Origin of the sequence: Octadecabacter ascidiaceicola (assembly GCF_900185015.1) — a bacterium.
GTDB classification, from domain to species: domain Bacteria; phylum Pseudomonadota; class Alphaproteobacteria; order Rhodobacterales; family Rhodobacteraceae; genus Octadecabacter; species Octadecabacter ascidiaceicola.
On record NZ_FXYD01000004.1, the window covers coordinates 1 to 17,144 of the forward strand.

Annotated in this window: 18 protein-coding genes and 2 pseudogenes; 8 read left to right on the forward strand and 12 right to left on the reverse strand. The window is 52.8% G+C overall.

The window, feature by feature from the left end; genetic code table 11:
* From OCA8868_RS11810 to OCA8868_RS11840, 7 genes and pseudogenes are all read right to left on the reverse strand, one after another.
* Nucleotides 1-99, reverse strand: a pseudogene (locus tag OCA8868_RS11810) (sulfopyruvate decarboxylase subunit alpha); the annotation flags it as partial.
* 52 nt (nt 100-151) lie between these two features.
* A pseudogene (gene hisD, locus OCA8868_RS11815) lies at nt 152-892 on the reverse strand (histidinol dehydrogenase); the annotation flags it as partial.
* Nucleotides 798-2,735: a CLIPPER-2 domain-containing protein gene (locus OCA8868_RS11820; RefSeq protein ID WP_093996803.1), complete on the reverse strand. Its 1,938-nt coding sequence runs from the start codon at nt 2,733-2,735 to the stop codon at nt 798-800. The gene OCA8868_RS11820 and the pseudogene hisD, both read right to left, overlap by 95 nt.
* A gap of 237 nt (nt 2,736-2,972) precedes the next feature.
* Entirely contained in the window at nt 2,973-3,284 is a 312-nt protein-coding gene (locus OCA8868_RS11825; protein WP_093996804.1) for a hypothetical protein, read from the reverse strand.
* Between the two features lie 231 nt (nt 3,285-3,515).
* Nucleotides 3,516-4,976 (reverse strand): heme biosynthesis protein HemY, encoded by a 1,461-nt coding sequence (locus OCA8868_RS11830; protein WP_093996805.1) that lies wholly within the window; start codon nt 4,974-4,976, stop codon nt 3,516-3,518.
* Between the two features lie 18 nt (nt 4,977-4,994).
* The gene (locus tag OCA8868_RS11835) at nt 4,995-6,194 is read right to left on the reverse strand and encodes a COG4223 family protein (RefSeq protein WP_093997199.1); all 1,200 of its coding nucleotides are present in this window, start codon (nt 6,192-6,194) and stop codon (nt 4,995-4,997) included.
* 71 nt (nt 6,195-6,265) lie between these two features.
* Nucleotides 6,266-6,886 carry a uroporphyrinogen-III synthase gene (locus tag OCA8868_RS11840; protein ID WP_245848223.1) on the reverse strand — a complete coding sequence of 207 codons (621 nt, stop codon included), beginning with the start codon at nt 6,884-6,886 and terminating at the stop codon, nt 6,266-6,268.
* A gap of 153 nt (nt 6,887-7,039) precedes the next feature.
* Between OCA8868_RS11840 and tsaD the strand changes: the two genes are divergently transcribed.
* The 5 genes from tsaD to OCA8868_RS11865 are packed head-to-tail and all read left to right on the forward strand — an operon-like array spanning nt 7,040 to nt 10,237.
* The gene (gene tsaD, locus OCA8868_RS11845; protein ID WP_093996806.1) at nt 7,040-8,134 is read left to right on the forward strand and encodes a tRNA (adenosine(37)-N6)-threonylcarbamoyltransferase complex transferase subunit TsaD; all 1,095 of its coding nucleotides are present in this window, start codon (nt 7,040-7,042) and stop codon (nt 8,132-8,134) included.
* The gene (locus tag OCA8868_RS11850; RefSeq protein ID WP_093996807.1) at nt 8,131-9,093 is read left to right on the forward strand and encodes an NAD(P)H-dependent glycerol-3-phosphate dehydrogenase; all 963 of its coding nucleotides are present in this window, start codon (nt 8,131-8,133) and stop codon (nt 9,091-9,093) included. The genes tsaD and OCA8868_RS11850 overlap by 4 nt, the downstream gene beginning before the upstream one ends.
* A 2-nt stretch (nt 9,094-9,095) precedes the next feature.
* Nucleotides 9,096-9,368 (forward strand): YciI family protein, encoded by a 273-nt coding sequence (locus OCA8868_RS11855; protein ID WP_093996808.1) that lies wholly within the window; start codon nt 9,096-9,098, stop codon nt 9,366-9,368.
* Nucleotides 9,368-9,787 carry an EVE domain-containing protein gene (locus OCA8868_RS11860; RefSeq protein ID WP_093997201.1) on the forward strand — a complete coding sequence of 140 codons (420 nt, stop codon included), beginning with the start codon at nt 9,368-9,370 and terminating at the stop codon, nt 9,785-9,787. The genes OCA8868_RS11855 and OCA8868_RS11860 overlap by 1 nt, the downstream gene beginning before the upstream one ends.
* A gap of 57 nt (nt 9,788-9,844) precedes the next feature.
* A complete protein-coding gene (locus tag OCA8868_RS11865) occupies nt 9,845-10,237 on the forward strand; it encodes a DUF1761 domain-containing protein (protein ID WP_093996809.1) in 393 nt (130 codons plus the stop codon).
* A 227-nt stretch (nt 10,238-10,464) separates the two neighbouring features.
* Here the strand turns inward: OCA8868_RS11865 and OCA8868_RS11870 are convergent, their stop codons facing one another.
* The 3 genes from OCA8868_RS11870 to ahcY all read right to left on the reverse strand — a co-directional run bounded on the left by OCA8868_RS11870 (nt 10,465) and on the right by ahcY (nt 13,186).
* Nucleotides 10,465-10,806, reverse strand: a complete 342-nt coding sequence (locus OCA8868_RS11870) for a DUF2853 family protein (RefSeq protein WP_093996810.1) — start codon at nt 10,804-10,806, stop codon at nt 10,465-10,467.
* A gap of 105 nt (nt 10,807-10,911) precedes the next feature.
* Complete coding sequence (locus OCA8868_RS11875) at nt 10,912-11,589, reverse strand: extensin-like domain-containing protein (RefSeq protein WP_093996811.1); 678 nt, start codon at nt 11,587-11,589, stop codon at nt 10,912-10,914.
* Nucleotides 11,590-11,797: 208 nt separating this feature from the next.
* Complete coding sequence (gene ahcY, locus OCA8868_RS11880) at nt 11,798-13,186, reverse strand: adenosylhomocysteinase (RefSeq protein WP_093996812.1); 1,389 nt, start codon at nt 13,184-13,186, stop codon at nt 11,798-11,800.
* A 108-nt stretch (nt 13,187-13,294) separates the two neighbouring features.
* Here ahcY and OCA8868_RS11885 point away from each other — a divergent pair, with 108 nt between their 5' ends.
* Nucleotides 13,295-13,885 (forward strand): HD domain-containing protein, encoded by a 591-nt coding sequence (locus tag OCA8868_RS11885; protein ID WP_093996813.1) that lies wholly within the window; start codon nt 13,295-13,297, stop codon nt 13,883-13,885.
* The gene (locus OCA8868_RS11890) at nt 13,882-14,355 is read left to right on the forward strand and encodes a GNAT family N-acetyltransferase (protein WP_093996814.1); all 474 of its coding nucleotides are present in this window, start codon (nt 13,882-13,884) and stop codon (nt 14,353-14,355) included. The genes OCA8868_RS11885 and OCA8868_RS11890 overlap by 4 nt, the downstream gene beginning before the upstream one ends.
* A 72-nt stretch (nt 14,356-14,427) precedes the next feature.
* Here the strand turns inward: OCA8868_RS11890 and OCA8868_RS11895 are convergent, their stop codons facing one another.
* A complete protein-coding gene (locus OCA8868_RS11895) occupies nt 14,428-14,973 on the reverse strand; it encodes an ActR/PrrA/RegA family redox response regulator transcription factor (protein WP_093996815.1) in 546 nt (181 codons plus the stop codon).
* A 65-nt stretch (nt 14,974-15,038) separates the two neighbouring features.
* Nucleotides 15,039-15,656: an SCO family protein gene (locus OCA8868_RS11900; protein ID WP_093996816.1), complete on the reverse strand. Its 618-nt coding sequence runs from the start codon at nt 15,654-15,656 to the stop codon at nt 15,039-15,041.
* Nucleotides 15,657-15,743: 87 nt separating this feature from the next.
* On the opposite strand from OCA8868_RS11900, the gene regB reads away from it, so the two are divergent.
* On the forward strand, nt 15,744-17,126 hold the full coding sequence (regB, locus tag OCA8868_RS11905) for a sensor histidine kinase RegB (protein ID WP_093996817.1): 1,383 nt from the start codon (nt 15,744-15,746) through the stop codon (nt 17,124-17,126).
* The last annotated feature ends 18 nt before the right edge of the window (nt 17,127-17,144 follow it).

Here is a 17,144-nt window from a genome sequence, read left to right on the forward strand (position 1 = left end):
TTCGTCGATCACACCAGCCAGTTGCTTGCAAGGAACAGTAGTGACGAACGACACGTCGTTCGCAACCAAATCGTCCACGATTTTCTTGTCAATACTCAAGGGCTCGCTCCTGTCAGAGGGGATTAAATTTACATTTTGACACGTTTGGTGATTAGAAACTTGCACCAAGGTCGAAGGTTTCTTCGGGAAAGTACTTGGAAAGGCGCACATCTGCGGCGCGCGCATGACCTTCCATGCCTTCCAATCGCGAAATTCGTGCCGTCGCTTGGGCGACTCGTTTGGAGCCTTCGCGGGTTGATCGCTGCCATGTGACGATTTTCATGTACTTGTGTACGGACAAACCACCTGTGTATCCAGCCGCGCCTGATGTCGGCAAAACGTGGTTTGTACCGGATGCTTTATCGCCGTAGGAAACCGTTGTTTCCTCGCCTAGGAATAACGACCCGTAGCTGGTTAGCCGACCTAACCACCAGTCTAGATCGGCGGCCTGAACGGTCAGGTGTTCTGGTGCGTATTCATCAGAACAGGCGGCCATGTCTTCGCGGTCGGCACATACGATGACTTCAGCGTAGTCGCGCCAAGCAGCCGTCGCGTTCTGTTTATTCAATTCCGGAAGATCATCAATCAACGCGGGGACACGCGCGATGACATCTTCGGCCAATGCCTGATCATCGGTCACCAGCCAAACGGGAGAGTTGTAGCCATGCTCTGCTTGGCTCACCAAGTCGGTTGCAACGATGTGCGCGTCAGCTGTTTTGTCAGCGATCACCAAACTGTCTGTTGGGTCGGCAATCATGTTAATTCCGACGCGCCCAAACAGGATGCTCTTTGCTTCGGCAACAAACTGGTTTCCGGTCCCAACTAGAATGTTCGCCTTTGGTAGGCCGAATATTCATACTGCGCAACAAGCACGAGATCAGGATCACTACCGCATCCAAATCATCCTGCGTGACAAAGTATGCAGCAGTACAAGTGGTCATTTCATCCGGTGAAAGGCGATTGTCCGCGGTTGGCAAACAGCTGATGTCACCACTGATTTTGTCGTCGCGGATCACGATCGCATTTTCCAGCGCTGGGCGCACCAGAATTCCACCAACCACCGCACCCGGAGACGTATTGGTTACGGTGTAGGTGTAAACGATCGGGTCCCCGACAGCCGAGAATGTCGCAACATCGGCTTCCTTCACCATCGAAATAGATGGGTCCACATTCCCAGGGACAGTTTCGTCCACGGGTGGCGATTCTGTGCCATCGCTATCCGTAGCCGTAGCGATGTTTGTAACAGAACCAAGCTCTACATCATCGGTCGTGATGGTATAACTCGCGGAACAAACAAGTGGTGGATCAGTCGGCGCAAGATCACCGGCCGGACAGGCAACGGTGCCGATCAGGTTGTCATCAATTGTAATCGGGCCAGCAAGTGTCGTGTTGCCCGTGTTCGTAATCGTGTAATCGTAAACGGCTACGTTTCCAGAGGCGAAGACAGATGTCGGATTGCCAAGTGGGTCCTCAAGACCGGTTAATGACTTAACCATCTCCATCGCCGGCGTCTCAATCGCCGTGGCGGTCGCGGTCGCAGGATCGAGAGGGTCAGTAACCACTGGATTGCCGGCAAATGTCGTGGCAACCGTTACCGAGTTAGTGAAACTGCCAGCATCAATGTCGCTCTGCTCAGGTGACCATGTGGCCGTACAAGTTACCGTTCCGCCTGGGGCAATGTTGACCGGACCCGCCGCAGGACAGGTCAAAGTCGTGGGGGTTAGGTTTAAATCGGTGATTGTTACTATGTCCGTCAGTGTCACGTTTCCGGAGTTGGTAATCAAGAAACTATATGAAATAGTTTCCCCAGCGGCCGAATATGTCGTCGGTGTCGGCGTTTTCGTAATTGTGAAAGTCGGATCAGCGGCAGGGCCGTTTAGCGTTTCGGTTCCATCAACTGGAACAAGCGCCGTATCATTCGGATCGTTCGCGTTTACAGTCGCTGTATTGTCGAGCGTCTGACCCGAGTTAATGTAGTTATCAACGTCGTCTTGCGTGACTTGATTAGCCCCAAAAGAGGTAAACACATTGGTACCTGCATCAACGGGCAACAACGTAGAGACCGAGCAAGACAAAAAGGGAATCAACGGATCAGTTACGACCACATCACTGAGTGTTGCGTTGCCAGTGTTCGTAACGGTGAAGTCATATGTGATGGTCTCGCCAACGGCAGAGAACGTAGACGGCGTCGCGACCTTGTCGAGTGTCATAGCAGGGTTCAGCGCGGGTCCTGTCAACGTAACTGTATCAGTCAATGGGCCAAGTGATCCGAACTCCGGGTCACCCGTTGCTTGCGCATTATTGGTAAGCGTTTGGGAGTCAAAATCTTCTTGGATGACGATATAGTCAGCAGAACAAAGCGCTTCGTTCGGTGGTTGCGATGATGACGTTGTGCGATCTAAAGTTGTCGGGCTGCAGGTAACAGCGCCAATCTTATCGTCGGTGACAGCTACATTAAAAATATCTACCGAACCGATATTCCTTACAACGTAGTTATAGGTAATCGTCTCTCCGACCTGGAAAAACTCGGTCGCGCCACCAGCAACGGTCTTTTCTAACTCATACCCCGGAGCAATGGTTTCGATCGCGCCATTGCCCAGCGTCGGGCCGCGTCGAAAATCCCAATAGTTGTCGTTCGGATCGTCATCATAAACTTGAGAAACAGTTTGGCCTGTCGTCAGAATGTTATCCAACAACGCGGTATTGGTCGACGAGAATCAAGCGGTGTTAAAAGTATTGTTCCCAAAGCCAGTCGTAGTGCCATAGCTGACCGTGCCGTTTGTGTTAGTCCGTTCTGTTGTAATGCCAGACCAACTACCAACGTCAGTACCATTGATGAAAAGGTTGATATCGTTTTCATCAAACCCACCAGGCTGGGTGTCACCGTCTCACGCTGAATAACGCGCATCCATCCGTGCGATAGACCCACCAAATTAGTTATCGCAATCGGTAAAGCCACAATTCAATTCGATCGGGTCATTAACTGTGAATGGGTTTCCCCGAATGCGTGAAGGTTGGCCATTGCTGTTGTAACCGCGGAACGCGCCCGTTGGATCACTGAATTGATAATACACATTCCCGTTCGCACCGGTCAGCACAATAACACCACCACCTGCCGCCGGATATTCGGGCGGCAAGGGTAAAGATGTCGGTGCGGGTACGTTTTCAGTATATGGCGTTGCCGAGGCCGAGCCAGACCAGAAACTGGTGAGCACGATCGCAGTAACCAAAACAAAGTGCTTCATGAACTCACCTGCCTATGACGGCGTTAACTATATCTGGTGTCATGTTAACTGGAGCACGCATTTACGCACAAGGTTTCGACAGGCGAATATTTCCCCCTTAAGTTGAAATCCGCCAACCCATTGCGGGCGCTTGTTTTAGAAATTTACGTTTCTGACCTGAACAGTAGCTGACCCTTCGTATTTGGCCTTTGAAGGAGCAATAGCCCCAACTCCTAACAAATGCGGAATGCGCTAAGTTTCTTGTTCAGAATCAACCGCTTCTTCAACGATCTCCGCTTCAACGATATCACTCTCAGAACTTTCCGCCGGCGCTGTGATCTGTCCAACGATTAACGGCAACATCTCAACACCAGCAGGCATTGAAACCTCGCCTTTTGGCGGTTCGCGCCATGATAACGTGTCAAAACCAGAGCAGTTCGTGCAAACAGGGCCCCACGTAGAATGAATGTGCTGACAATTGTCACAAATCCATTGTGGTCCGCGTGGCGAAGTCAAAGCCTTGGCAAGCCATCCCCGAACAACCGCATCATCAGATCCTTCTCCACGCTCAATCGCGGCCATGATTGTCAGGCTACGTGACGTCGGCGTTTCAGCGACAAGCTCAGTGATCGCACGACGCGCTTCGGGAAAGTCCTCAGCTGCGATGTTTAGCTCAGCCAGCAACATTTTCGTTTCTGGGTTTTCAGGTTGTAGCTTCGTCAATGCACGAAAACGCTTAAGGCGCGTAACGGGTGTTTCATCTGGTTCGATTGCCGCGAACGTCGCTGCTAGATCAGGGTGAGGCGAAACACCCCACGCTTTTTTCAGAACACGGGCCGCAGCACGCGCGTTGTTCTTTCCTATATAGGTTTCCGCCGCCATTACCGCAGCTGGGATCAGGTCTGGAGACATTCGGTTGGCTTCAATTGCCGCATCTTGTGCTTCAGCAGCTTTGCCATCTTCAAACACACCCTTCGCTTCAGACAGTGCAAGTACTGCATCTCGACGCTTGTGAACATTGCGTGGCAATTGTCCTGTCTTAAGCTTAGCTGACAACGTAGCGCGCGCACCCTTCCAGTCGGAACTTTCTGCCTGCAAGCGCAGCAAAGTATCCTGTGTTTCGACGTGCTTTGGTTTAATGGCAAACGCCTTCTCGGCAAGCAAAAGCGCCGTATCAGTATCGCCCTCCTCCAGCTTCTGCTTCATAATCCCGCGCACACCTACAAAGCGCGTTTTGTCGTCTTCCAACAGCTTGCGGTATGTCTGTTCAGCCGTCTTGCGATCACCTGCAAGTTCAGCAGCTTGTGCCGTCAACAAGTTGGTCAGTTCTGGGCGCTCAAGAAACTTTTCTGCGCGGTTCGCTTTAGCCATTGCCAAACGGCCTTCACCTGACGCAAGCGCCATCATACCCTCAGACAGCGCCTCGAAACCTTTACGCTCTCGGTTACGAGAAAAATAACGCGAGATAGCAGTTTCATCGCCATTGAGAAATTTGAATGCTGCAACCGCCAACCCGATGAGCTTGAACAGTAGCCACACCAAAGCAACCAAAATAATCAACCCGATCACCATCTCGATCACCGAGAACGAGGCCGCTTTACCGCCGATATCAATCGTGGCGCTGCCGTCCATATCCATCAACAAGGTGGCGCCAAATGTGGCAGCCATAATAACGGCTACAAAGGCCAAAATCTTTAAAAGGGACAAGATCATTCGGGAACCGCCTCAGTTCTAATTATAGGTTTCGGAAAGGGTCGAGATAGCGTCGAGTACGTCCGCGCGTTCGGTTGCGCTTGCCGTCCAGTCGGTCATTTCAGCGCGTACAACTTCGGGCAACGCTTCGATTTCAGCCAAAGCGCCTGCAACGCGACCTTCTTTGATAGCAGCTTCGGCACGCGACAATACTGCATCTGGGCCCGGGCCCTCTTGTGGTGCAGTTGATCGTACGTCGAATTGGTTTCTCAAGAACCCGCCAATTCCGCCAGCATCATCGGAAACACCTTCTGCACGTGCAGTCGCCAACGCAGCGCGCGCTGCAGCGGGAAACGCGTCGGTCAATTCGGCAGTTGTTGCGACACCCGCTTCAGCCGCGTCAGACAACGCAATCGGCAAATCAATACCTTCAAACTCGGCCAATGCATCTGCGAACGGTGCACCGGTTTCAACAGCAGAAGAAACGCGGTTCAATATGGCACGAGACACTGCAGCCTGCGCCGCAGCCATTGCCTCTTCGCGTGCAGCTTCAAGTTCCGCTTCTGTCTCGGCCGCGGCGCTCATGACAGCTTCTTGCTGCACCGTCAGTTCAGCTCGCAATTCTTCAAGTTCTTGCTGATACGCAGCAATCGCCGTTTCTGACAGCGTGCCGTCCGCGTTGGGTGCCTTTTCAGCATCTGACATCCGTGTCTCAAGCGCTGACAACCGATCTCCGAGCGCAGTCGCAACGTTCTCAATCTGTCCAGCAGTGCCAGATATTTGCGCTTCAATTGATGAAAGGTCCACCTCAGGTCCAGCAGACAATTGCGCCTCCAGTGCAGCAATCTGTTCAGATTGGGCCGCCAACTGCGCGCCCAATTCGTCAGAACCGCTTCCGAGCGGGAAAAATATCGCGACACCGTAACCAATCGCTCCAGCCAAAACCCCACCAAAAAGCAACGGTAAGAAACCCGACGCAGGAGCGTTCTCTGGCTGAGGGATCATTTCAGCGGCAATATCTTCCAATGAAGATTCTGTAACGGTTTCAACATTGATTTCGTCCTCAACGATTTCCATGTCGAGAACTGCGTCAACTTCAGATTCCAGATTTTCTTGCTCTGCAACGATAGGCGCAGCTTCATCCGTCGTTTCAATCGCCACATCATCTAGCTCGACGACATCCTCAGCAGACTTGCCGATCTTGGATTTCTTTGATGAACCTTTGGAAGATTTGGCCACGCTCACCCCTACTCACTTCGTCCAGAGCACGATTGCCCCACGCAATACTCTAGCGTGCGTCCTAGCGGCCCTCAAGCGCTCAAACGCGCTGTGGCTGCGGCCATCCCGCGCATATCTGGACTGTCTGAGACGACTACTTTCGAGGGATTTAGGCCCAGCGCAGAGTTTGCAACCACATCGCTAATTGCCACAATGGTACAACCGTCCAAACCCAACTTCCAGTCAACCAAAATCGATACTGTTTCAGCAGAAAACAAAGGAACGACAAGTTCCGATGCGTTGCGAATATCACCCGCTACACTCTCCGGTGGAGCGTTTCGAACTTTGCGGTAAGCGATCACGTCTGAACAATCGATTCCTTGGGCCACCAAACGTTTGGTGACGTCACCGAGCGATTTTTCCCCGCGAATATGAAGGAGCGAACCCTTCGGTGTCTGCCTTAGAATCAAATCCACCAGCTCATCTGCCGTGCCATTCGCGCTCTGCGGATCATAGCCGGCGTTTTTCGACATCTGCGCGGTGGCATCACCAACGCAATATGCCACTCTCCCTTTCCCTTCGGGGGCAAAGGAAACTCCAGCCCTAGACGTAAAGACAGCAGCATCGAAGTGCGGCTTCTTTGCGGGAATTTCCTCAAAACCAAATGCAGGACAAACTATCGCTTCGAACGAACCAGCTTCATCCCGCAACATCGCAAGAAACCTTTCAGCGTCGACCGCTGGTCTTGTTATCAAGATAGTTGGGTTCTTCAGGCGCGGCACAGCTTGGACTCCCGGGCCATTGTAGCGATTGCATGCAAGTGTTACCTGCGAAGTCACCAGACGCAAGCAAACGAGTGCGCCCAAATGTCGACGCCAGTAACTATTCTCGGGATCGAAAGCAGTTGTGATGACACCGCTGCAGCTGTTGTTCGCGGCACACCAAGAAACGCAGGCATCCTTTCGGACGTTGTGTTCGGGCAAACTGAAATTCACGCAAATTTTGGTGGCGTAGTCCCTGAAATTGCAGCCCGTGCGCATGCAGAGAAGATAGATTACGTTATTGGACAAGCCCTCGCAGCTGCTAACACCAACGTTACAGACCTAGACGCCATAGCAGTTACCGCTGGTCCGGGTCTGATTGGTGGTGTTCTTTCGGGCGTCATGTGCGCAAAGGGGCTAAGTGCGGCGTCTGGCGTGCCTCTGATCGGAGTAAACCACCTCGCCGGTCATGCGTTGACCCCGCAACTCACGGATGGAGTTGAATTCCCATATCTAATGCTGCTTGTCTCAGGCGGGCATTGCCAATTTCTGCTTGTAGAGGGGCACGACAGCTATACCCGCCTTGGAGGCACCATAGATGACGCTCCAGGCGAGGCCTTTGATAAAACTGCGCGCATTCTTGGGTTACCCCAACCTGGCGGTCCGTCTGTAGAGGTCGCTGCGCGGGAAGGCAACGCAACAGCATTTTCCCTGCCGCGGCCGCTTCTCAATCGCGATGATTGCAATATGTCTTTCTCTGGCTTGAAGACCGCAATCTTACGGGCCCGCGACGATGTGATTTCCGACTGCGGAGGTCTACCGACGCAGGCACGCGCAGATCTTTGCGCGGGATTTCAGACGGCTGTGACCGATGTTCTCGTTGCGAAGTCGCGAAAGGCGCTAACTGCAGCACGCGCACTTGCCCCGTCAGTCAAAACCATCGCGGTTGCTGGTGGTGTTGCGGCCAATAGTCAAATTCGGGACGCGCTGAAACAGTTCTGCGTTGAGGAAAGCGTAGAATTTGTGGCGCCCCCTCTTTCACTTTGTACCGACAATGCCGCGATGATTGCCTATGCTGGCTTGCTGAGGTTTACTGATGGCATGTTTGACGACCTCACACTTTCAGCGCGCCCTCGTTGGCCGCTAGACCAGAAAAGCGCGTCCCTTACAGGGAGCGGGAAGAAGGGTGCGAAGTCATGAGAATTGCGGTAGCTGGGGCAGGTGCTTTTGGAACGGGCCTTGCGATTTCGCTGGCTGCAAATGGCCCCGTAACGCTTTGGGCACGCGATCAAGATGCGGCAATGGAAATGTCGAAATCTCGCGAGAATTCTCGCCGTCTGGCCGGTCATGCTTTTCCGGAAAACGTTCACGTAACTTCCGATCTTGGCACCCTGTTCGAAGCCGAAACCATCCTACTTGCAATTCCTGCACAGAAACTTGGGAACTGGCTAAAAGAAAACGCCAATAACCTTGCTGAGAAGCGCCTCGTTGCATGTTGCAAAGGTATCGATCAATCGACGCTGCGCGGACCAGTTGCCCAAATCGAAGCCCACGTTCCAACCGCGATCGGCGCGATGCTAACAGGGCCGAGTTTCGCCGCCGATATTGCCAACCACCTACCGACTGCATTGACCTTGGCCTGCAAAGACGCCGACGAAGGCGCCTATCTTCAGGCCTGTCTTTCGACGCCAACGTTACGGCTGTACCTTAGCCAAGACGTAATTGGGGCAGAGCTTGGCGGTGCCTTGAAAAACGTTATTGCAATCGCCTGTGGCGTTTGCATGGGCGCAGGTTTCGGCGAAAGTGCGCGAGCGGCTGTGATCACGCGTGGCTTCGCTGAAATGCGACGGATTGGTAAGGCTTTGGGGGCGGACCCTGAAACGCTTACAGGGCTTTCCGGCTTCGGCGATCTTGCCTTAACGTGTACCTCTGATGCGTCCCGTAACTATCGGTTCGGCCAATCAATTGGTGCCGCCGAGAGCTTCGACACCTCAACGACCGTGGAAGGTGCCGCGACAGCGGTATCTGTCTCTAACTTGGCGGAAAAGCACAATCTTGATCTACCAATCTGCCGCGTTGTTGCTGACCTATCCGCCGGCAAGATTGACCCAGAAACCGCCCTAGCCACGCTCCTCGCGCGGCCCCTTCGAAAGGAATAACTATGCGCGTTGCCCTTATTACCCGCGACAAACCCGGAGCCCTACAAGTTCGCCTCGACAATCGTGTCGCCCACCTCGCATACATTGAGAAAACCGGTGTCGTAGAAATGGCTGGTCCATTTCTGGATGCTGACGGCACGATGTGCGGATCGATGATCATCATGAATGTTGACGGGCTAGCGGATGCGCAAACTTGGGCCGAAAACGATCCCTATGCAAAAGCAGGATTGTTTGAAAAAGTCCGGATCGAAGAGTGGAAGAAGGTTATCGGGTAGTGCGGTACTGGCTTTTCAAATCTGAACCCTCCACATGGAGCTGGGATGACCAAGTCGCCAAAGGCGATGTCGGTGAAGAATGGGACGGCGTGCGAAACTACCAAGCGCGAAACTTCATGCGGGAAATGTCTATAGGCGATCGCGGACTGTTCTATCACTCGCAAAAAGAAAAAGCCGTTGTCGGAATTGTTGAGATTTGCGCATCAGCACACCAAGACAGCACAACAGACGATGACCGCTGGGACTGTGTGGATATCAAAGCAATACGTCCATTCGAAACACCCGTAACGCTTGAGCAGATTAAGGCTGACGAGCGGCTTGTCGAAATGGTCCTCGTGCGGAATTCCCGTCTGTCAGTCCAGCCCGTTTCAGAACCAGAATGGCTGGCCGTTTGTGCGCTCGGTGAAACAAAGCCGTAGCTTTGTCCGCTCAACACTCCCAAACTGGTTCTCATCGGATTCAGATTGGAGAATGAAATGGGTATTTTGTCAGTATTGGTCGCTGCAGCTGCAGGGTACGCGTTTGGCGCTCTTTGGTACATGTCACTGTCAAAGCCTTGGGTCGAAGCATCTGGGGCCAAGAGCGATGAGAACCGCCGGCCAGAAGGAAGCTCGCCACTTCCCTTCATTTTGTCAGCAATCGCTATGATTTTGGTTGCTGGAATGATGCGGCACACGTTTGCATTGTCCGGCATCGAGACCCTCGGAAAGGGATTGGTTTCTGGCATGGGCATCGGGCTGTTTTTCATTAGCCCGTGGATAATGATTAACAATGCGTACGGTATGCGGCCATTCAAACTCACCATCATCGATAGTGGTTATGCGGTAATTGGCTGTGCGATTATGGGCGCTGTTCTGGGGGTTTTTTGAAGCTGGAAAAACGAAAGGGTCCAGGCAAATTGCCCAGACCCTTTCTCTCACCTACGTGCACTCCGAAAAGCCACCACACGTATACTGAAACTGGTCCGGGCCATCCTGGCCGCATCCCGTAGATAGCGCGGCAGGGCTGATTCACGCAAACAAATAGCCCTTAAAATTCGCTACAAATGCAAACGCCCACCTCAAAGGGTGGGCGCCGCGTCAACGTTGTAACTAGCTTAGCCGTATACGGACTCTTTACCGAAGTGCTTCGTCAGCATGTAATAGATCACCGCGCGGTACTTGTTGCGCTCTGATTTGCCATACGTTTCGATGGCCGAGTTGATCGCATCCATCAACTGTGGTCCGTCAGCAAGGCCCAGCTTTTTGATAAGGAAATTGTTCTTTACCGTTTCCAGCTCGGACTCTTGAGTGCCTGCAACGGTCGATGCATCGGCATTGTAAATGGCCGGGCCACAACCGATAGTTACCTTTGTAAGAAGGTCCATATCAGGCGACATGCCACACTTGTTTTTCAGGTCATCTGCGTATTTCGCAATTAGATCATCACGTTTGCTCATGGTATACTCCCACCAAAAATTCGGCCTGTTTAACGGCGCTGTGGGGATGTTAATCTCTGAAACCGGTTCAGCAAAGGAAAAACCTACCCTGCTTTTCCCCGCAAACTAGCGGCAGGTGCCCCAACCACGTGCTTGAAGATGAAAATGATCGGCATGGAGCCTATTATAATCAGGGCCTAATGCCGTCGCAAACCATCTGCAGGCACTATCACGAACCGCCCGCAGAAACTGCGCTTCTTCCGTTCCGTCATTCCAGTCGTTGATCAGTCGAATGCGTCGACCGTCCGCGAAATCGAACCCCGTAATGTCGATTGCATCCGCAGTGGCATGGGTACTCCAACGACTACTGGCCCCCTGCGACGTTCGAATGGGTCGGCAATTGTAGCTCCCGACTTGCCGAAGAACCGTTGCGCTCGACCCAAGATATTCTTGCGCGGCTGGCTGTACGCCATGGCGCTCCCACATGGCTAATCGCAACGCGGTCGCGCAAGATGTTTCAATTCGATCAAGCCTAGACGCGCCAACAGTGGAAATAGCAACACGGTTCCGGATATGGCAATTCTCCGTCTCTTCAAACGAATCCATTGTGCTGAATTGCGCTGCGGTTGTTAAAGCGACGAGGCACTGTTCAGGATCACTAAGTGCGTTCCGCAATTTTGATGACGTCAATGGGGTAACCGGATGCGCGACCGCCAATGGTTCGGTCGGGTTCCATTGCGGCGGCAAAGGCGTATCCGGATGAAAAAACGCCAACAGAACGCCAGTTAAGCCACCGATCAGCATTAACGTGAGAAGTGCGCTTCCAACAGAGCGAAATATTACCCAACGCCTTTTGCGTCCATTTGGTTTGCCCGAAGAATCTTCCTGATCAGGTTCGTTCGACTGCACAACACGTCCTACCTCTCACCCCGAGGCTAATATGAACTTACAGATTCTCCAACGCAAAACGCCGGCCCGTTTGGGCCGGCGTCTAGGTCTACGATGACTTTTATTAGTAGCGATAGTGTTCAGGTTTGAAAGGTCCATCAACGGAAACACCGATGTAGTCGGCCTGTTCCTTATCGAGGGAGGACAGCTTTACACCGATACGATCAAGGTGCAGGCGCGCAACTTTTTCATCCAAGTGCTTTGGCAGGATGTAAACGCCAGGCTGATACTCGTCGCCCTTTGTGAACAATTCGATTTGCGCCAGAACCTGGTTGGTAAAGGATGCAGACATCACGAAAGATGGGTGACCAGTCGCATTACCAAGGTTCAACAAGCGGCCTTCAGACAACAGGATCAGACGGTTGCCGTTTGGCATCTCGATCATGTCGACCTGTTCTTTGATATTTGTCCACTTGTGGTTCTTCAACGCAGCAACCTGAATTTCGTTGTCGAAGTGACCGATGTTGCCAACGATCGCCATGTCTTTCATCGCACGCATGTGTTCGATGCGAATAACGTCTTTGTTGCCTGTCGTAGTGACAAAGATATCGGCCGTGCCAACGACTTCGTCCAGCGTTGTAACTTGGAAACCGTCCATTGCAGCTTGAAGCGCGCAAATTGGGTCAACTTCAGTCACGATCACACGTGCACCAGCGCCAGCCAGTGACGCAGCAGAACCTTTGCCCACATCGCCGTAACCCATTACGACAGCAACCTTACCAGCCATCATCGTATCAGTCGCGCGGCGGATGCCGTCGACGAGCGACTCTTTGCAGCCGTATTTGTTGTCGAACTTTGACTTGGTCACAGAGTCGTTCACATTGATCGCTGGGAATGGCAGTTGGCCGTTCTTGTGCAGATCGTAAAGGCGGTGAACACCCGTCGTAGTCTCCTCAGAAACGCCTTGAATTTCTTCACGCGTTTTGGTGAACCAACCTGGGGTTTCCTTCATACGCTTTGCGATCTGCTTTTTGATCGCTTCTTCTTCTTCGGACTGCGGGACTGGAATGATCTCTTCACCAGCTTCCGCACGCGCACCCAACAGGATGTACAATGTCGCATCACCACCATCGTCGAGGATCATGTTCGCGCCTTCTGGGAACATGAATGACTTATCGAGGTAATCCCAATGCTCTTCCAAGGATTGACCCTTGATCGCAAACACTGGCGTACCACCTTCGGCAATCGCTGCCGCCGCGTGGTCTTGCGTTGAGAAAATGTTGCATGACGCCCAGCGCACATCAGCGCCTAGCTCAACAAGTGTTTCGATCAGCACAGCCGTCTGAATGGTCATGTGCAAGGACCCAACAATGCGCGCGCCTTTCAACGGCTTGCTTTCGCCGAATTCAGCTCGGCACGCCATCAGACCCGGCATTTCGGTCTCAGCGATATCCAGCTCTTTGCGTCCAAAAGCCGCCAGAGCGATGTCTTTTACGATATAGTCTTTGGCCATAACGGCTCTCCTTACAAACTTAATTGCCGCCCCCTTAACACCACCAAGGGGCCTCGACAATCAAAGCTTGCGCGCCGTAGGGTCACCATCTAACTCGGAGTGCCTTAGATGAAACAACCCCGCGCATGGCAGCGCATGCTATCTGGCCGTCGCCTTGACCTGCTTGACCCGACACCGATGGACGTCGAAATCGAAGATATCGCGCATGGGCTTGCGTTCGTTGCCCGTTGGAACGGGCAAACAATGGGTGATTACGCTTACTCTGTCGCAGAACATTCCCTGTTGGTTGAACAAATCTTTGCAGCAATGAACCCCAAGACACCCGTTAAATGGCAATTAGCAGCCTTGCTGCACGACGCGCCGGAATACGTCATCGGCGACATGATTAGCCCGGTGAAAGCCGCCGTTGGCCCCGGTTACGAGACCCTCGATGACCGTCTTATGGCCGCGATCCACATCCGCTTTGGTCTTCCCGCCCAAGTACCTGTCGCGATCAAAAAACAGATAAAGAAGGCCGACAAGATAAGCGCATGGATGGAAGCCATCCAGATCGCAGGTTTTACTCGATCCGAGGCAGACAAGTTTTTTGGAAAGCCAGACCCTAACTTGGCCGAACTCGTCCAAATTCGTCTTCGCGCTCCACTTGAAGTGCGCCGAGACTTCACCGCCCGACACAACGAATTATTGGCCCAATTATGACCTTTGAAACCCGAAAAATGACTGCCGCTGATGTCCCTGCATGCGTCGCCATCCTGAACCCGATCATCGCCGCTGGAGGCACAACGGCCTATGAGGAACCATATACCGAAGCCTACTTCCTCGATCACTACTGCAATGAACCGCCCGTCACTAACGTGGTGCTGCATGAAAGCACGGTCATCGGCTTCCAAGCCGCATTTGAGGTGGAACAGGGTCTATATTCCGTCGGAACCTTCACTGACCGCAACAACCCAATCCGCGGCGCAGGCGCGGCGCTCATGGCCAAAACCAAGGCCGACTGCCGCGCACGTGGTGGTAATGCCATCCTCGCCAAAATCACCGAAGACAACACCGGCGCTTTGGCCTTTTACTCCAAAATGGGGTTCGAAGATTTTGAGCTCGACAAAGCCGCGCTAACTCGCAAATCAGGCAAGGTGGTCGATAAGATAATTAAACGGTTTGAGCTTTGATCGCAAAAACGGGGTCTCAGCAATACCAAACCCATACCCGAGCAATACCGGACCCATATCGAGATTCTGCCCCTATCGCGGGCTGCGTTTCGCCAGAATTCGCTGCAACGTTCGGCGGTGCATGTTCAGGCGTCGCGCGGTCTCAGAGACATTCCGGTCACACAGTTCGTATACCCGCTGAATATGTTCCCAGCGAACCCGATCCGCACTCATTGGGTTTTCTGGCGGCGGCGGAAGCTCAGCACCATTCGCCAACAGGGCATTCATAACGTCGGTCGCATCCGCTGGCTTAGATAAGTAATCTGTCGCACCAATCTTTACCGCTGCGACAGCCGTAGCAATCGCCCCATACCCCGTTAAGACAACAATCCGCGCCTCAGGGCGGTGCTCGCGTATGGTCTCGACGACATCAAGACCAGTGCCATCTTCAAGGCGCAGATCCACAACGGCATAAGCTGGTGGGCGCGCTGTCGCGATTGCTTTACCCGCAACGACGCTATCCGCAGTTTCAACTGAGAACCCACGCTTCTCCATTGCCTTGGCGAGACGGCGCAAAAATGGTTCGTCATCGTCAACCAACAATAGGGACGCATCTTCTCCGATTGGTTCCAGATCCATATACCATCTCTTGTTCTATCCCCCTTAGACCTATCGCTGGTTAGGGTTACGGTCAAACAGTCTGGTTAACTCGCGGCCTCAACGAAACAGCTGAGACTCTCGGCCATTTGCTCGGGCGTCACATCACGGCGGTAAAATTCCTGAAATCCATGCTCAGGAAACACGAGGTAGGACATGGTTGTGTGGTCAACGAGATAATACTCATCGTCGGCTTCTTGCTTGGCGTAGTAAGTACGATACGCCTGCGATGCCGCTCTGACTTGTTCAGGTGATCCGGTAAGGCCAATCATCCGATCGTGGAAATTGTCTGTAAACTCACGAACCACATCAACCGTGTCGCGTTCCGGGTCGATTGAGATAAAGACAGGTGTCACCTCAACGCCGTGTTCATCCAATATTTCAATAGCTTGCGCATTTCTCATGTTGTCGAGCGGACAGACATCAGGACAGAAAGTGTAGCCAAAATAGATCACAGTCGGGCCTGTAATGACATCCTCGTTGGTTACGGTCACACCATTTTCATCCACCAACTCAAACGGGCCGCCGATGGCGCCGCCACCTGACTGGCTTGCTCGACATTGGGCGAAAATATCATCGCTTTTGCCAAACTGCGTGGCAGCAAATGTGCCCCCCAAAAGGGCAACAACAACGGCACCGGCGGCGATAGCGTAGGTTTTAGACATATTAGCATCCATATTTTTGGTCGCGATTGCCCTCTAAGTATGTGCACCATGAGAAAAGCGTAAGTCACAATCGAGATACCGGTCATTATGGCGCAGATAGAAAACGACGTGTTTCAGAATCAGAACCGCAGCAACTGGGTGCGCGTTCGAACTTTGGCCTCAATTCGATGGATTGCTGTTTTGGGGCAAGTCGCAGCGGTCTTGGCTGCAATATTCGTTTTCCGACTGGACCTTGAAACGGGCTTTATCGCCGTCGTTATCGGCCTTTCCGTTCTTCTGAACGTCGTCTCATACTTTATTTACCCCGAGAATCGCCGCCTGTCAGAGAATGAGGCGAACCTGATGATCGGTTTTGATCTCGCCCAGCTCGGGCTGTTGTTGTTTCTTACCGGCGGGTTAAGTAATCCGTTCGCCCTTTTACTCCTCGCTCCCGTAACAATCGCGTCTACGCTCCTCCCTCTGCGTAGTACGCTAATACTAGGCGCTACCACTCTCGCAATCGTAACGTTATTGCGCTTCACGAGCCTGCCAATCATGACAGCGTCTGGGTTCCCTTTGATGCTACCTGATCTATTCGTGTTCGGCTTTTGGGTTTCGCTTGTGATTGGCGTCATCTTTGTCGGGATTTACGCGCGTCAGGTCACCCAAGAAACGCTTTCGATGAGCGAGGCACTTGTCGCAACCCAAATGGCTTTGGCGCGCGAACAGAAGCTTACCGATTTGGGCGGTGTTGTCGCTGCAGCCGCGCATGAACTTGGAACGCCCCTCGCCACGATCAAACTCGTTAGTAGCGAGCTACTGGATGAACTTGGCGATAACGAAGAGCTAAAGGAAGACGCACTTCTGATACGCGAACAAGCAGACCGATGTCGTGACATTTTACGATCAATGGGACGGGCAGGAAAAGAAGACCAATTGTTACGCCAAGCGCCAATCGAAACAGTTATTCAAGAGGCCTGCGAACCACACCTTCACCGCGGCAAATTGGTTCAGGTCAAGATCCAGACGCCAGCGGAAGGCAATCAACGCCAACCTGACATTTTTAGGCATCCAGAAATCATTCACGGCATCCGGAATTTTGTTCAGAACGCTGTAGATTTTTCCCAGAGCACAGTTCTAGTCGCGATTAGCTGGACAGACGAATTCATCACCGTAGACATCGGCGACGATGGCCCGGGGTTTCCGAGTTCCGTACTTCACAGAATTGGTGAACCCTTCGTACGGCGGCGACGGACAGAAGAAACGAATGCGAAGCGGCCCGGATATGAAGGAATGGGCCTAGGCATGTTCATCGCCAAGACTCTGCTTGAACGATCCGGTGCAACGTTAAGTTTCGTAAACGGCCCCTCGCAAGCAAAACCAAAAATGGGCCGCGGAGCAATCGTCACTGTGAATTGGCCTCGAAGTAGCATTGAAGCTTCAAAAGTAACGGCGCGCGGCGCGTTAGGAGACAATACTCTGATCACGTAACCACTTAACGGGCGGTTA

Excerpts from the sequence above, each read along its gene's own strand:
- OCA8868_RS11850 (WP_093996807.1), top strand. The coding sequence starts at position 8,131 with ATGAGAATTGCGGTAGCTGGGGCAGGTGCTTTTGGAACGGGCCTTGCG.
- ahcY (WP_093996812.1), bottom strand. The coding sequence starts at position 13,186 with ATGGCCAAAGACTATATCGTAAAAGACATCGCTCTGGCGGCTTTTGGA.
- OCA8868_RS11840 (WP_245848223.1), bottom strand. The coding sequence starts at position 6,886 with ATGTTGCGGGATGAAGCTGGTTCGTTCGAAGCGATAGTTTGTCCTGCA.
- OCA8868_RS11855 (WP_093996808.1), top strand. The coding sequence starts at position 9,096 with ATGCGCGTTGCCCTTATTACCCGCGACAAACCCGGAGCCCTACAAGTT.
- regB (WP_093996817.1), top strand. The coding sequence starts at position 15,744 with ATGGCGCAGATAGAAAACGACGTGTTTCAGAATCAGAACCGCAGCAAC.
- OCA8868_RS11890 (WP_093996814.1), top strand. The coding sequence starts at position 13,882 with ATGACCTTTGAAACCCGAAAAATGACTGCCGCTGATGTCCCTGCATGC.
- OCA8868_RS11875 (WP_093996811.1), bottom strand. The coding sequence starts at position 11,589 with ATGCTGATCGGTGGCTTAACTGGCGTTCTGTTGGCGTTTTTTCATCCG.
- OCA8868_RS11825 (WP_093996804.1), bottom strand. The coding sequence starts at position 3,284 with ATGAAGCACTTTGTTTTGGTTACTGCGATCGTGCTCACCAGTTTCTGG.
- OCA8868_RS11885 (WP_093996813.1), top strand. The coding sequence starts at position 13,295 with ATGAAACAACCCCGCGCATGGCAGCGCATGCTATCTGGCCGTCGCCTT.
- OCA8868_RS11865 (WP_093996809.1), top strand. The coding sequence starts at position 9,845 with ATGGGTATTTTGTCAGTATTGGTCGCTGCAGCTGCAGGGTACGCGTTT.
- OCA8868_RS11830 (WP_093996805.1), bottom strand. The coding sequence starts at position 4,976 with ATGATCTTGTCCCTTTTAAAGATTTTGGCCTTTGTAGCCGTTATTATG.
- OCA8868_RS11900 (WP_093996816.1), bottom strand. The coding sequence starts at position 15,656 with ATGTCTAAAACCTACGCTATCGCCGCCGGTGCCGTTGTTGTTGCCCTT.
- OCA8868_RS11870 (WP_093996810.1), bottom strand. The coding sequence starts at position 10,806 with ATGAGCAAACGTGATGATCTAATTGCGAAATACGCAGATGACCTGAAA.
- OCA8868_RS11895 (WP_093996815.1), bottom strand. The coding sequence starts at position 14,973 with ATGGATCTGGAACCAATCGGAGAAGATGCGTCCCTATTGTTGGTTGAC.
- tsaD (WP_093996806.1), top strand. The coding sequence starts at position 7,040 with ATGTCGACGCCAGTAACTATTCTCGGGATCGAAAGCAGTTGTGATGAC.